Here is a 13,774-nt window from a genome sequence, read left to right on the forward strand (position 1 = left end):
CGCACTAACGGAGATACCCACTAGTCCCTCACTTCGACCGGCCGAACAAGCGCCGCCAGTGCGTGGGCTCTGTGAAGCAAGTGCAACAGCAACAGTTGCTGGAGCAGCCGCCCGCAGCCAACATCGCCCCAGCGGTTGCAATCCCTCCGCCTCGCCCTAAACCGGCCCTTCCGGATCCGGAGTGCATAGCTGGGGTTCGCCGGTGATGCGGTGAGGCACAAGATGTAGGGGTCCCGGGGCGTGTGAAGATGCAAGTTCCTACACCAGCACTTCGCATCCCCAGGACCCGCTTTGAACGCTACCGCCAGCCTGCTCGCCGACACCATCTGCCGCACCGTCGAGCTCGGGGTGACCATCACCGACGCCGCCGTGGCCGACGAGCTCACGCACCTGTTCTGCGCCCCGGTCACACTCGACCCGATCTGCGCCGAGTGCGGGATGGCGGGCCGTTTGCGGGACCACATCCAGCGGAAGGTCACGGATCTACCGATCGTCGGGCATCCCACCAGACTGCACGTGCGGGTACCGCGCTTCACCTGCGACAACACCGAGTGCAGCACCAGGATTTTCCAGCAGCGGATGCCGGCGTTGGCTGAGCCGCGGGCCAAGACCACCCGCCGCTGCACTCGCTGGATCCTGCAGCGTCTGGCGATCGACCGCACCAGCGTGTCCGCGGTCGCCAAGGCCCTCGGGCTGGGGTGGGATCTCGTCAACGATCTGGCGGTCACCGAGACCCGCGCGATGGTCTACGACCAGCCCGGACACTTCGACGGCGTCCGCATTCTCGGGGTCGATGAGCACAAATGGAAGCACGTGCGCGGCGACGGCAGCAGCTCGTTCGTGACCGTGCTGGTCGACCTCACCCCGGTAGTGGACGGCACCGGCCCGTCTCGCCTGCTGGACATGGTCCCGGGCCGTTCGGCGAAGGTCCTCACCGAATGGCTCGACGCCCGCGACCAAGCGTTTCGAGACCGGATCAAAGTCGTGACCATGGACGGGTTCGCCGGCTACCACTCCGCCGCCGCCAAAGCCGTTCCCGCTGCCCGGACGGTGATGGACCCCTTCCACGTCGTGCGCCTGGCCGCCGACAAGCTCACCGTGTGCCGCCAACGCATCCAGCAGGCCACCACCGGGCACCGGGGCCGCACGGGCGATCCGCTGTACGGCATCCGCCGGACCTTGAACACCCGAGCCGAGCTGCTCACCGACAAGCAGAAGGTGCGCCTGTTCAAAGCATTCACCGCCAACGATGCGCACGCGGCGGTCGAGGTCACCTACGGCGTCTACCAGCGACTCATCGCCGCCTACGACGCCGCCGGCAAGCGGGAGGGCAAGATCGCGATGTACAAGCTCCTGCGCTCGATCCGGACCGGTGTACCCGCAGAACTCCCGGAGCTCGCGCAGCTCGGCCGGTCATTGTGGAAGCGGCACCGCGAAATCCTCGCGTACTTCGACGTGGGCGCCTCCAACGGACCCGTCGAGGCCATCAACGGCCGACTGGAACACCTCCGCGGGATCGCCCTGGGCTTCCGCAACCTCAAGCACTACATCTTGCGGTCACTGATCCACTCCGGCCGGCTTCAGGATCGGATCAATGCACTCTGATTCCGGAAGAGCCCGATAACACGATCCGGGCCTTCGTCATGTCAGCCTTCTGGAATCAGACGCCGATCATGCCCTCACAACCGGCCTGCCAGAAGTCTTGACGCGGGGCACCCGGGACGACACAGGGCCGACTAGCGGTGAGGTGTGCTACCGACAATTCGTGCAGTGCGAAGCCGCGCAAATCGTCAACTTGTCGGAAGACGACTCCCAGGGTGGCCCACCCACCTCAGCAAACACCTTCGGAACGCCGAACACCGACCTACAAGTGATCCTGTCCCCAAACCGACATATCAGGGTGTACGCGGACAACAAGTCCCAGAGAAGGGGCCGCTGCCGCGTCATGGGCGGGCTGTGTCAGCCCATGACGCCGCGCAGCGACCCCTCCGTTCGAGTCTCGTGCCCCGAATCCGTGGTGTCAGGCGGGGAGCTTGGAAGCCAGGACGTCGAGCTTCTCGATCGTGGGTTCGGAGAACAACGTGCCGGCGTTTTCGCCGAGCGCTACCGCCACGGGTCCGGACAGGTGGGCGCCACGTCCGGCGTCGTCCGGAAAGACGTCGAAGATCCCGAACGAGGTCGGCCCGAGGCGGATCGCGAACCACGCGGTGGCTGTCGGTCTCTTCCAGTGTCTACGACACGGCCCGGGTGACGGTGGCGACGATTCCTCCCTGCGCCACTGTCGTGGACAGTGTGTGGCGAGATCGGTTGTCTGCGTCGGGAGCGGTCACGACTGCTTCGGCGATCGGGGCCAAGAGCGTAGTCCGGACGGTACGTTTCATATGTCTGGCCCCGTAGGTGGAATCAAATCCCTTGTTGATCAGAAGAGTTCGTACGTCGTCATCTGGCATCCAATCGATGTGTATGGCAGACAGCTGATTACGTAGGCGCGTGAGCTCGAGATCCACGATCTTCGCCGCTGAGGTCTGGGTCAACGGCGCGAAGTGCACAACCTCGTCGAAGCGGTTGTACAGCTCCGGGTCGAAGAATTGCTCGACGACGTCGGCAACGATCTGCTGCGAGTCGCGACGGGCGCCGGGTCGGAATGGTGCCGCGAGCCGCTGCAGTGACAACGAGCCTCGGTGCCGGCGTTCGTGAGCAGCTACTTCGGCAGATCCGAGGTTGGAGGTGAATAGCACAATCGCGTTGCGGAAGTCGATGGTCTCGTTGCCTGCCGACAGCTTTAGGACCCCGCTGTCGAGTATCTGCAGTAAGGACCGCAGGACAGTCGCGTGCGCTTTCTCGACCTCGTCGAAGAGTACGAGTCCCGGCCGGGAATGGTTACCTGCGATCAGGGCGGGGTCAAAGAGAGTCAGGCCTTCCTTTGCCCCGGCGTAGCCGGGCGGCGCACCGGCGAGTGATGCCGAGTAGTGTTCTTGTGCAAGGGTATTCATGTCTATTCGGCAGAGGTTATCGGGATCGCCGGCAACCTGACACGCGAGTTGTTTTGCGAGCTCGGTCTTTCCCACGCCGGTCGGCCCGACCAGCAGTAGCGAGGCGATCGGACGGTTAGGGTCGCGCAGCCCAGCGGCGGAGATCGTCAATGCGCGCACCGCCGCCTCAATAGCGGCCTCCTGCCCGACGATATGTGACTGCAATGCGGCGGTCAGCTCCTGTGGTGATCGGAGCCGTCCCAGCCTGAACCGGCTGGAGCCCATCGGGTTGGGGGTCGAGTTCGGGGGCGGTCCGGGTTGCATCGAGCGATCCTCCTTGAAACATAGATGTAACAGGTATGGCTGGACCCTGTCATTGGCAATACTTTACGCTCAAAGTACCTCGCGCAGAGGCTGCCGAGAAGTGACGACTAAATGGAGGTCCAACATGCGACACGGAGACATCTCATCAAGCCCGGACACGGTTGGCGTTGCTGTCGTGAATTACAAGATGCCGCGGCTGCACACCAAGGAGGAGGTACTCGACAACGCACGCAAGATCGCGGACATGGTTGTTGGGATGAAGGCCGGCCTCCCGGGTATGGATCTGGTGGTGTTCCCCGAGTACTCCACCATGGGCATCATGTACGACAACGACGAGATGTATGCGACGGCCGCCACGGTGCCAGGCGATGAAACCGACATCTTCGCCAAGGCATGTCGGGATGCAAAGACGTGGGGAGTCTTCTCCCTGACCGGTGAACGGCATGAGGATCACCCGAACAAGCCGCCCTACAACACCTTGGTGCTGATCAACGACGAGGGCGAGATCGTGCAGAAGTATCGCAAGATCATGCCGTGGACCCCGATCGAGGGCTGGTACCCGGGTGGGCAGACCTATGTCACCGACGGCCCGAAGGGCATGAAAATCTCGCTCATCGTCTGCGACGACGGCAATTACCCGGAGATCTGGCGGGACTGCGCGATGAAGGGTGCTGAGCTCATCGTCCGCCCGCAGGGTTACATGTATCCGGCCAAGGAGCAGCAGGTTCTGATGTCAAAGACGATGGCGTGGGCCAACAACTGCTATGTCGCAGTGGCCAATGCGACCGGTTTCGACGGCGTCTACTCGTACTTCGGCCACAGCGCCATCGTCGGATTTGACGGGCGTACGCTGGGGGAGTGCGGGGAGGAAGACTATGGGATTCAGTACGCGCAGCTGTCGCTTTCGACGATCCGGGATGCGCGTGCCAATGACCAGTCGCAGAACCACCTGTTCAAGCTGCTCCACCGCGGCTACACCGGCGTCTACAACGCAGGCGACGGTGACAAGGGAATCGCCGAATGCCCCTTCGACTTCTACCGTGACTGGGTGACCGACGCCGAGGCCACCCGGGAAAAGGTCGAGGCGATCACCCGCCAGACCATTGGTGTTGCGTCCGCACCGGTCTACGATCTGCCCACCGAGAGGACCGCAGAAGCATAGCGACGGAATCGATCTCGCCGGGGAATCACGTCATGTCCCGGCGGGATCGAATCTGTTTTCCGCGTGTGTGACCTCACACGAGTGATTTACACCCAGGTAATAGCGCGCTGAAATCATGGGACGTAACCGGCGATCCACGCTGCGCAGGGAGAGTGTTCGATGTCTGACCCACGCATGAATCTCGGCCTGCTCATACCTGAGAGTGGTCCGGCGGGGATCTTCGGGCCGTCGTGCCTAAGCAGCGCCGAACTGGCCGTCGCCGAACTCAATCAGCATGGCGGACTTCTTGGTTGCGAGGTCACCGCCACCGTCATCGATGGCGGCGCCGACCTTGGGGACGTGGTCCGTGACGTCTCCGCACGGGTGTCCAACGGTGAGGTCGAAGCCCTGGTCGGCTGGCATACTTCGGCGCTGCGTCGCGAGATCGTGCGATCCGTTGGTGGTCTAGTGCCCTACATCTACACGGCGGTGTACGAGGGCGGTGAATCGTCACCCGGCGTGTTCACTACCGGGGAGGTACCCGAACGTCAGATTGTGCCTGCGCTGCAATGGATGGGTCGGGAGAACGGCATCACATCCTGGTTTGTCGTCGGCAGTGATTATGTGTGGCCACGACGCACGGCTGGTCGTATGTGGAAGTGGGCGACGACAGGTGTCTACGGTTCAGGTGTCAGGCTCATCGGGGAGCACTTCACGCCGCTGGGCGAGCCCGATTTCAGTGATGTGCTCGATGAGATCGAGCGCTCCGGCGCCGACGGGGTGTTCGTGTTATTGCTGGGCCAGGATGCGGTGTCATTCAACAGGCAGTTCGCTGCTCGTGGGTTAGATCGCGATCTTCCTCGACTCGGGCCGCTGATCGATGAGAATATGCTACTGGCCGGCGGTGCGGGCGCTGCGCGTGAACTCTATTCTGTGTCAGGGTTCTTCGAATCCTTGGGGACCGGCCACAGTCTGGAGTTCGGTGGGCGGTATGCCGAGCGCTTCGGTGCGAGTGCGCCGCCGCTGGCCTCGCCGGGCGAGTCCTGCTACGAGGGTGTGCGGCTCCTGGCTGAACTGGTTGAGCGGTCGGCGTCGGTAAATGTGTCTGAATTAAGCGCTCACGCACAAGCCGACATTCACTATGACAGTCCACGTGGGCATGTCCGCTTCCGGCGGCACCATCTCGCTCAAGACGTGTATATGGCGAAGGCCAGGGGACTCGAATTCGATGTCCTCGAACAGATTGCCGCGGTCGGCTAAATCAGCGGCGGGCGCCGGTCGGTTTACTGACTTGTGAAGTCTTCTGCTTGTTTGCCGTAACGATTGAGCATGCGTTCCAGCGCTTGGCGGTCGCGTGCGGCGAACATGCCCAAGGCCTCGGCTTCGGTGGCAGCGATAGTGCCGAGAAGTTCCTGGTGGACGCTCGTACCCCGGCTGGAGGCGTGCACCAGCACTTTGCGCCGATCACCCGGGTCGGCGAGCCGGAAGACGTAGGCGTTCACAGCCAGCTTGTCCACGTATTTGGTGAGGGTAGGTGCGGCGACACTCAACGCTCGTGCCAAGTGATTCATCGCCACGCCGTCCTGGCGCACGATGACGTCGAGTGCGTACCAGTGATCGGCGGACATATTGTGCTGCGCCGTAATCCCGTCGATGCGGCGTGAGAGCATCCGACTCAATGAATCCAATCGCCCTGACAGTGGCCTGGGTGAGACCTGTAGGGCGTCGGCCTCGCCCACGCCGGCAGCGCCCGTCGGCTTGGTCTGGACATTGGGCATCCGATCATCCTTCTCTTGGTACGGGGGATGCGCAGTATGAGTGCCTGCGGCCGCCGTTCCAGTCCTCCGATGGCCACATACTAGCGTTCACCGGATTACCCCTCAACCACATCATTTTCGTCTCACATACTTCTGTTACGAACAGTTAACGCTGCGATACTTCCTTCTGACAGTACCGGCACTACTGTCAGTTACGGGGAAGCCAGGGGCTTGTCATTCAGGCAGTAACTCCGCGAGTCCGGTCGAAAAGACCCGCCCCTCCCTGCTGTGCGGCACCCGCAGGCTCGCGACCACCGTTGAAGGAGATGAAGTGTCAGAAGCACACGACCACAATCACGATCATGGGCACAGCCACGCCCATGAAGGTGCGGCGTGCGACAGCGAGTCCGCTGGGTACGGCACCGACAAGGTACGGCTTGAGGCGTTGGTCACCGATGGCGTTCACCGCATCGGAGATCACGAGGGACCGTTCTCTATTCACGTCCTGGGCATCGGCAAGACCGGTTCCAACGTCGTCGAATCGATGCTGCGCGAGTACGCACCCGGGGGTGCTGCAGCCGGTTCGGAAACACCGTTCCGTGGGCTGGCCATCGACATCGGTGATGCCGAATTGACCGGTGTCACCACCGCGTCGGCAGCACTGTCCGGCGATCTCGCCAGCGCGGAGGTCGTCGACCTCCCCGCGCTGGAGAATGAGGCGCTGTTCCGCGAACTGCGACGCTACCGCGAATTCCTCAAGAAGGAGTACCCCCGCTACTACTGGAATCCCAACTACGAGCCGTGGCTTCCCAACGATCTCGTGGTGCCGGAGGCTGGTGACCACTTCCCGCGTGCGGTGTCCAAGGGCCTCTACGGCGTCGACTACTACACCGGTGGTGCGGTTGCCCAGGCGCTTGACCGTTTCGCAGACGGGATCATGTCAAGCGACAAGACCCCACTGGTGATCATCGCCTTCTCACTGGTCGGTGGAACCGGTAGTGGCATCGTCGTCGAGTTGGCCCGCCATCTATCCAACATCCGGTTGGGCCGTCGCGCGCTGGTTGCCGGCATGTGCGTGCTGCCCGCCGACGCCGACCCCGACGAACTCAAGGACGGCCGCGCGTTCATCGCCATCAATGAGCTCGACTGCATGGTGGACGCCGACAAGAACAAGGGCGTCATGACCGTCTGGGGTGACCTCTACAAGAACCCCTTCACCGCTGGATTCTTCGGTGTACCACAGAACGCGGTGTACGACGCGGTCGGCGACCTTGACGCCGCGCACAAGGCCATCGACACCGGTATCGCGCAGTTTGTTCTGCGTGACGGAGGCGATCACCTGTACGAGTCGATCAAGGCACTCAACTGGATGAATGTCCCGGCCGACGCGTGGCACCCGGCCACCCGTGGTGATCAGACCGACAGCTGGATCAACTTGCTCGCAGTGGGTATTGGTCCGGCCGGCACTCCGCTGGTCGGCGAGGTAACCGACTCGGCAGCAGTCGAATTCGTCGAGGTTCGCGCATTCGGTGCGGATTCGGCCAGCGCAGTCGCAGCGTCGTTGTCTGAATCCCTCGATCCCGTCGTCGGACCCAACACGCTGGCCTTCGCAGGTTCGGGCGACACCACGGTCGCGGCCTTCATCCCGCGGCTGAGCAAGCTCGACATGAGCTGGTTCGTGCCCGCGCGGGAGGCCTACGACGCGCTGGATTGGGAGTCCAAGCTCATGCGTCACGCATGGCTGCTCGATCTCGGTGTGCTGCTCTGCGAGCCCTCAACCCGATTCGAGGGAGTCGGTGGCGAATGCCTGTTGGGCTGCGCGTGCTGGGTTGTTGTCCCGCACTTAGCAATCCGTGGTGAGGTTGAACAACTCGAGCTGTCCAAGTGAGCACCGGAACCGACATCGAGCACGCGGGGGCCGAGATGACCACGGAGCCAGCAGGTCTGGAATGGGATCAGGCCGTCGAGAAGTACCGGGACGGCGCGGCGGTCGACACCCTTCCGGGTGGGGCAACCGTGACTGTCAGCGGAGCCGACGACGAGCGGATCTACGTCAAACACCGGCTCTGGACCGCAGAACTACACCGCTACAACTTGGAAAAAGGTGTTGACCTGGTTAACCAGGGGGCAATCCCGCGCGAGGCCAACAAATTCATCGACAAGTACCGAACGTTGGTTGCGGACGAGCGCCCCACGGTCGCCGCAACCATCCTCAAAGACCTTGGATACCTGAGCTAGCTAGAAGGGCTGGACTACCACCATGGCACTATCCATGTACCACAGTGCAAGCGGAAAACAGGCACCGCACTGTATCAATGTTGTCGGCCTCGGTAAGGCCGGCGCCCAGTTCATCGATGCGCTGTTGCGGACCGGTGAGATCGAGGACATGCTCGACGATCCGCGCGCTCGTTTCACTGCGTTGGCGATCGATATCGGCGAGGGCGACATGCGTCAGATGCGCCAGTACGCGGACTCGTTCTACGCACGCCTTGATGATCGTGGGATTCCCCGGGACCGCGCGCAGATTCGCACTGTGGCCCTGGACATCCCTGACGCCGCGGATCTCGAGCAGAGCATGGCTCGCTTTCCCGAGTTCCTCGGCAGGGAGTTCCCGCGGTTCAGCTGGAAGGGCCAGGGCGAGAGCGGATTCGCGTCGTGGCTGGATGCCACCACGACTCCGACCACCGAGAAGAACTACGTCGGCCAACTGGAGGTCCCGTCCTCCGACGAGCATGTGTCCCGCTCCTTGGCGAAGGCGATCTATGGCCGTGCGTACTACGACGGCGAGCGCCCACTCCACAGCGAACTGGAAGCATTTGCCGACAGCATCGACCAGACCGGCCTGCCATGCCTGGTTCTTGTTGCCTTCGGTGTTGGTGGCGGCACGGGCAGCGGAATGGTTGTTGACCTCGCCCGCCACCTGAGCACCGGTGCGCTCGGCCGTCGGGTGCCGGTCATCGGGGTCGGCTTCATGCCGTGTTCGGGAGATCCTGAGTACCAGCGTGGCGCTTCGGTTTACGCCACGCTCAACGAGATCGACTGCATGCTCGATGAGACGAAGAACGAGAAGATCACCTCGGTGTGGGGTGACATGTACAAGAATCCGTTTACCGGAGGATTCCTGGCGGTCACCCAGGAGCAGTCGTGGGAGCGTCTGTACCGGTACACCACAATCAAGAAGGGTGTGCTCCCCGAGATCCGGCATCAGCAGGCGTTGCACGTCACGAACAAGTTCGTCGACGACTCGTTCGCCCGCTACGTCGTTCACGACTACGGTCGCGAGATCTTCCGCGTTCTGCGTCCGGCCGGTTTCACTGGTGCACCACATGAGCGAGTCAGTTTCGGGCCGCGTAACTTCACCGTGTTCAACGTTGCCAAGCTCATGCATCCCGGTGTGGAGGTACTGCCGGGCGAGCCGATCAGCAAGTGGCGGAGTGCGATCAGCGACTGGATCGGGTATGTCCCGCAGTGGATGGGTATTCGCGAGGGCTTCGCGACAGAGTATGTGGAAGCACATACCTTCGCGGCCCGCACCAAGTGGAATGCGACCCTGCAGGCCAAGCTCGAATCGACTCTGTCGCAGTACCTGCTGCCGGGTGAGGACGGCTCGCTGCGGACCACCGAAGGCGAGTTCTTCGACGAGCTGACGGTGTACTCCAACATCATCGTTCCAGGTGTGGCGAAGGCGGACCTGACGGCATTCGCCGAAGCCAAGAAGCTCTATGACGCGGTCCCTGCCAGTGAGCGGATCGTCCTCAGTAGCTGGCTGCTCGAACTCGGCATCGTGCTCTCGGAGCCATCGGATCAGTTCGAGGCCACGATGGGTAAGGCGATTGCTGGATCGCCAGGGTGGAACACCCGTATCGGTGTCGACGAGATGGCGGGCGCCGCACTGCCGGCCACCGCTGTCGAGTACACCAACGAAGTGATGGCAGCCTCGGTCGCCACGGTGGTGCCGACGCCGTAACCCGGCCGGTGGCGGTCCGCTCGGCGCGTGTGGGTGTAACAACCGAGCGGACCGCCCGGTCCCGGCCTCAGAGGTTCTTGTGCATGAGGGCAGTGGATTTCGAAAGTGATTGGCAAGACGACTATTTAGCGTGGATATTGCGCCTGAATGACACCCGTGATTCGGTGCGGTACATGGTCACCCACCGGCTGGAGGACCGGGCTGTTGCGGAGGCGGTGGCCGTGCAGGTGGTGGTCTCGATGCTGGCCCGGCCCCGGGTGTTTCGTTACCAGGGACTGCCTTATGCGGGGCGTATCGCGGCCCCTGCCGAACCTCTCATTGCCGACCCGGACGGTGACTGGCGAGCACAGCAGTGTTCCTGGGAGGAGCTCGCCGGCCGGCTGTTCGAGATGCCGACCGACTTACGCAACGTACATGTGGCAGCACATGTTCACGGACTTAGTGCCGCCGAGATTGGTTCGGTGCTCGGGGTCGACGTCGACATGGTGCAGTCGATGCAAAAACAAGTGGAGGACTATCTCCGACCATCGGATGGCGGTGAATGAGTTTTCTTAACTGACCCGTCTCATACAGCAGAGGAATGAACCAGTGCATATTGCCGAAGGCTTTTTGCCGCCGGTCCAGGCGGCCTGTTGGACGGCGGTAGCCGCACCGTTCGTTGTACACGGTGCCGTGGCCGTCGTGCGCGAGGTACGTGAGCATCCTGAATCGCGGTTGTTGCTCGGGGCGGCAGGTGCGTTCACCTTCGTCCTGTCCGCAATCAAACTTCCCTCGTTGACAGGTAGCTCGAGCCATCCCACCGGAACTGGGTTGGGCGCGGTGCTCTTTCGGCCGCCGGTGATGGCCTTCCTGGGAACGGTGGTACTCCTGTTTCAGGCGCTGCTGCTTGCACACGGCGGTATCACCACCTTGGGTGCCAACGCGTTCTCGATGGCCATTGTTGGTCCGTGGGTCGGATACGGGGTGTGGCAGTTGAGCCGAAAGATGAAGGCACCCTTGAGTGTCGGGATCTTCTTCGCAATGGCGATCGCGAATCTCTCGACATACTGCGTTACCTCTGTTCAGCTCGGCATTGCCTTCCCCGATGCGACCGGCGGTGTGATCGGTTCGGTGGTGAAGTTCCTTGGTGTCTTCGCCGTTACTCAGATTCCACTGGCCATCATCGAGGGCCTCGTCGGGGTCCTTATTTTCAACGTCCTGCGGAAGGTGGCGCGGCCGGAATTGCTGCGTTTGGGAGTATTGACCGACCGCACCGCACAAGACAGCCCAGTACCGGCCAAGGGGACCATCCATGTCGCGTAACAAGAATGTTCTGGTCACCGCGCTGATCATCGGTGCGATTGTCGTGATCTTCGCTCTGTCGATGTTTCTCAATCGGAACGCCCCGGAGGATGAGGCGTTCGTCGGTAGCGATTCCCTGGCCACCGAGCACATCGAGGAGAACCATTCCGACTACAAGCCATGGTTCTCGCCGGTCTTCACCCCCGGGTCCGGTGAGATCGAATCAGGACTGTTCGCGCTGCAGGCTGCGCTCGGTGCGGGAGTGTTCGGCTTTGCGCTCGGGGCGATGTGGCAGCGCAGGCGCTCCGAACGTGAGGCGATCGCACTGGCCGGTGACGTCGACGCTATGGCCGCGAGCGCTGGCGAGGGTGACCGGACATGAGTGCTGGCACCGCCGCGATCGATAGCGTTGCGTGGAGGTCGACGTGGCGCCGCCGGCCGGTCGCAGAGAAGGTCATTCTCTTCGGCGGGATCGTCGGATGTGCGATGGTGCTTGCCCCGGTTCCGGCGGCGCCACTGTTGATCGTGGTGACCCTGATCGCCGCGCGACGAGCCGGGGTTCCGTTTGCGCACGTGCTCCGTACCGCCCGAGGACCTGCGGCATTTATTGCGATCGCGGCGCTGTCGACTGCGGTATCGATCGATTTCGGCGCTCTGACGATATCAATGACTGCGCACACGGCTTTGGGTGCAGCTGAACTCGCATTGCGTGCGATGACGGCATCACTGGCGATGCTAGTCTTTGCCTCCACGACACCGATGACCACGTTGACGACGGCGCTACGGCGGTCGGGGCTCCCGGCGGCCTGTGTTGACGTCATCGGAATCATGTATCGCATGGTGTTCGTGCTGGTGGAGTCGCTGGCAACGATCCGGCAGGCGCAGGTCGCGCGACTGGGCTATGCGGGATTTCGACGATCACTCAACTCAGTGGGCCTCCTGACCGCGGCCGTGCTGATCCGGTCTTGGACTCAGGCACACCGGCTGGAGACCGGATTGGCGGGTCGCGACCAGGGTATCGGTATGCCGGTTCTGTATCGGCAGCCGGTGAGCCGACAATTCATCTTCGGCTCGGTATCCGTTCTTATTGGTGTTGTCGCACTAACAGTTTCGTGGGAGATGGCATGAGCCATAGATCGCTGAGCGCCGAACATGTGGCGTTCGCCTATCACGGTGCGAGCGATACGCTGATCGACGTCGATATCGAGATGGCACCGCGCTCACGCGTGGCACTGCTGGGTGCCAACGGATCGGGAAAGACAACGCTGCTCCGAATACTGGCCGGATCGCTGCGGCCGTCGCGCGGGACGGTCAGTCTTGACCACACCCCTATCAAGTACGGTAAGGCAGGGCTGCGTACTCACCGTCAGAATGTGCAGTTGGTTCTGCAGAACCCGGATGATCAGCTGTTCTCGGCGGATGTCAGACACGACATCGCCTTCGGGCCAGCGAATTTGGGATTGAACACCGACGAGATCCTAGAGCGGGTCGACGAGGCGATGCGGCTGCTGTCGATCACCGACCTGGCCGACCGGCCGACACATGAACTGTCCTACGGGGAACGCAAACGCGTCACGATTGCCGGCGCGATGGCGATGCGGCCCTGTGTGCTGCTCCTCGATGAACCCACTGCCGGCCTGGATCCTGCCGGGGTGGCCGAGATGTTCCAGGCACTTGAACGGCTCGAGGAAAGTCGCACCACGGTGGTCCTCTCCACCCACGACGCTGCTCTGGCGTTGGATTGGGCGTCGTCAGTAGCGATCGTTGAGGGCGGCACAGTCCGCCAAGGCGATCCCGGCGAACTGCTCGGCAATGCCTCGCTCCTTGCGGCCGCCCGGCTCGCGGCGCCATGGTCGCTGGAACTCGCCGCAAAGCTAGCGCGAGACGGATTCCTCCCGCAATCACTGCGCCCGCGTAATGTCTCTGAGGTACATGCGTCTATCGCTGCGCACGCATTACGCCACGGCGGACGGGTCTGACGGCGCCGCAGCCTGTGCACGTTCCGCTTGCGGTGATTGCTTGTTGCAGGTCCTCGGGTAGTGGATCTGAGGCACAGAACCACGCCGACAAGATCCAGGAGTGGCCATAGGAGGGTTTTGCGCTGCGTGCTCGCAACACCGGCGACGGTGAGGGGGCCAAGGAACTCGATCGCGACGGGGGCGTACAACCAGTGGATGTCGACAACGCCGGGTGGCCGAAAACCCAGATCGTTGAAGTCGCGGGCGATCAGATCGTAGAGATCCTCTGTGCCCGGATCATCGAGATACTCCTGCGCCCGGTAGGGGCCACCGACCTTTAACGCGCCGAGCAACTCGCCGTACGCGCCCTCGGC

At 62.6% G+C, this 13,774-nt stretch carries 13 protein-coding genes and 1 pseudogene; 11 read left to right on the forward strand and 3 right to left on the reverse strand.

Annotated features, from left to right (window positions below; translation table 11 throughout):
- The first annotated feature begins 291 nt into the window (after window positions 1-291).
- Entirely contained in the window at window positions 292-1,605 is a 1,314-nt protein-coding gene (locus tag G6021_RS14360) for an ISL3 family transposase (protein WP_182641566.1), read from the forward strand.
- Between the two features lie 415 nt (window positions 1,606-2,020).
- Here the strand turns inward: G6021_RS14360 and G6021_RS17540 are convergent.
- Together G6021_RS17540 and G6021_RS14370 are read right to left on the reverse strand one after the other, a co-directional pair.
- Window positions 2,021-2,212: pseudogene (locus G6021_RS17540) on the reverse strand (antibiotic biosynthesis monooxygenase); the annotation flags it as partial.
- A 19-nt stretch (window positions 2,213-2,231) separates the two neighbouring features.
- The gene (locus tag G6021_RS14370; protein WP_182641567.1) at window positions 2,232-3,296 is read right to left on the reverse strand and encodes an AAA family ATPase; all 1,065 of its coding nucleotides are present in this window, start codon (window positions 3,294-3,296) and stop codon (window positions 2,232-2,234) included.
- Window positions 3,297-3,420: 124 nt separating this feature from the next.
- On the opposite strand from G6021_RS14370, the gene G6021_RS14375 reads away from it, so the two are divergent.
- Window positions 3,421-4,458, forward strand: coding sequence for an aliphatic amidase (locus G6021_RS14375; RefSeq protein WP_095972698.1), 1,038 nt, complete (start codon window positions 3,421-3,423; stop codon window positions 4,456-4,458).
- A gap of 159 nt (window positions 4,459-4,617) precedes the next feature.
- Window positions 4,618-5,697, forward strand: coding sequence for a substrate-binding domain-containing protein (locus G6021_RS14380; RefSeq protein ID WP_182641568.1), 1,080 nt, complete (start codon window positions 4,618-4,620; stop codon window positions 5,695-5,697).
- A gap of 23 nt (window positions 5,698-5,720) precedes the next feature.
- Here the strand turns inward: G6021_RS14380 and G6021_RS14385 are convergent, their stop codons facing one another.
- Window positions 5,721-6,215 carry a MarR family transcriptional regulator gene (locus G6021_RS14385; RefSeq protein WP_241736580.1) on the reverse strand — a complete coding sequence of 165 codons (495 nt, stop codon included), beginning with the start codon at window positions 6,213-6,215 and terminating at the stop codon, window positions 5,721-5,723.
- 310 nt (window positions 6,216-6,525) lie between these two features.
- Between G6021_RS14385 and G6021_RS14390 the strand changes: the two genes are divergently transcribed.
- The 8 genes from G6021_RS14390 to G6021_RS14425 all read left to right on the forward strand — a co-directional run bounded on the left by G6021_RS14390 (window position 6,526) and on the right by G6021_RS14425 (window position 13,421).
- Window positions 6,526-8,082, forward strand: coding sequence for a tubulin-like doman-containing protein (locus G6021_RS14390; RefSeq protein WP_182641569.1), 1,557 nt, complete (start codon window positions 6,526-6,528; stop codon window positions 8,080-8,082).
- Complete coding sequence (locus G6021_RS14395; RefSeq protein WP_347238979.1) at window positions 8,079-8,432, forward strand: hypothetical protein; 354 nt, start codon at window positions 8,079-8,081, stop codon at window positions 8,430-8,432. Before G6021_RS14390 ends, G6021_RS14395 begins: the two co-directional genes overlap by 4 nt.
- A gap of 22 nt (window positions 8,433-8,454) precedes the next feature.
- A complete protein-coding gene (locus G6021_RS14400; RefSeq protein ID WP_182641570.1) occupies window positions 8,455-10,161 on the forward strand; it encodes a tubulin-like doman-containing protein in 1,707 nt (568 codons plus the stop codon).
- A gap of 83 nt (window positions 10,162-10,244) precedes the next feature.
- Entirely contained in the window at window positions 10,245-10,706 is a 462-nt protein-coding gene (locus G6021_RS14405; protein ID WP_182641571.1) for a hypothetical protein, read from the forward strand.
- Window positions 10,707-10,749: 43 nt separating this feature from the next.
- Window positions 10,750-11,463 (forward strand): energy-coupling factor ABC transporter permease, encoded by a 714-nt coding sequence (locus tag G6021_RS14410; RefSeq protein ID WP_182641572.1) that lies wholly within the window; start codon window positions 10,750-10,752, stop codon window positions 11,461-11,463.
- Window positions 11,453-11,824 carry an energy-coupling factor ABC transporter substrate-binding protein gene (locus tag G6021_RS14415; RefSeq protein ID WP_054828162.1) on the forward strand — a complete coding sequence of 124 codons (372 nt, stop codon included), beginning with the start codon at window positions 11,453-11,455 and terminating at the stop codon, window positions 11,822-11,824. Before G6021_RS14410 ends, G6021_RS14415 begins: the two co-directional genes overlap by 11 nt.
- Entirely contained in the window at window positions 11,821-12,570 is a 750-nt protein-coding gene (cbiQ, locus tag G6021_RS14420) for a cobalt ECF transporter T component CbiQ (RefSeq protein ID WP_182641573.1), read from the forward strand. Before G6021_RS14415 ends, cbiQ begins: the two co-directional genes overlap by 4 nt.
- Window positions 12,567-13,421, forward strand: a complete 855-nt coding sequence (locus G6021_RS14425; protein ID WP_182641574.1) for an ATP-binding cassette domain-containing protein — start codon at window positions 12,567-12,569, stop codon at window positions 13,419-13,421. The genes cbiQ and G6021_RS14425 overlap by 4 nt, the downstream gene beginning before the upstream one ends.
- The last annotated feature ends 353 nt before the right edge of the window (window positions 13,422-13,774 follow it).

The organism is Dietzia sp. CW19 (assembly GCF_014145265.1).
In the GTDB taxonomy this organism is placed as follows: domain Bacteria; phylum Actinomycetota; class Actinomycetes; order Mycobacteriales; family Mycobacteriaceae; genus Dietzia; species Dietzia natronolimnaea.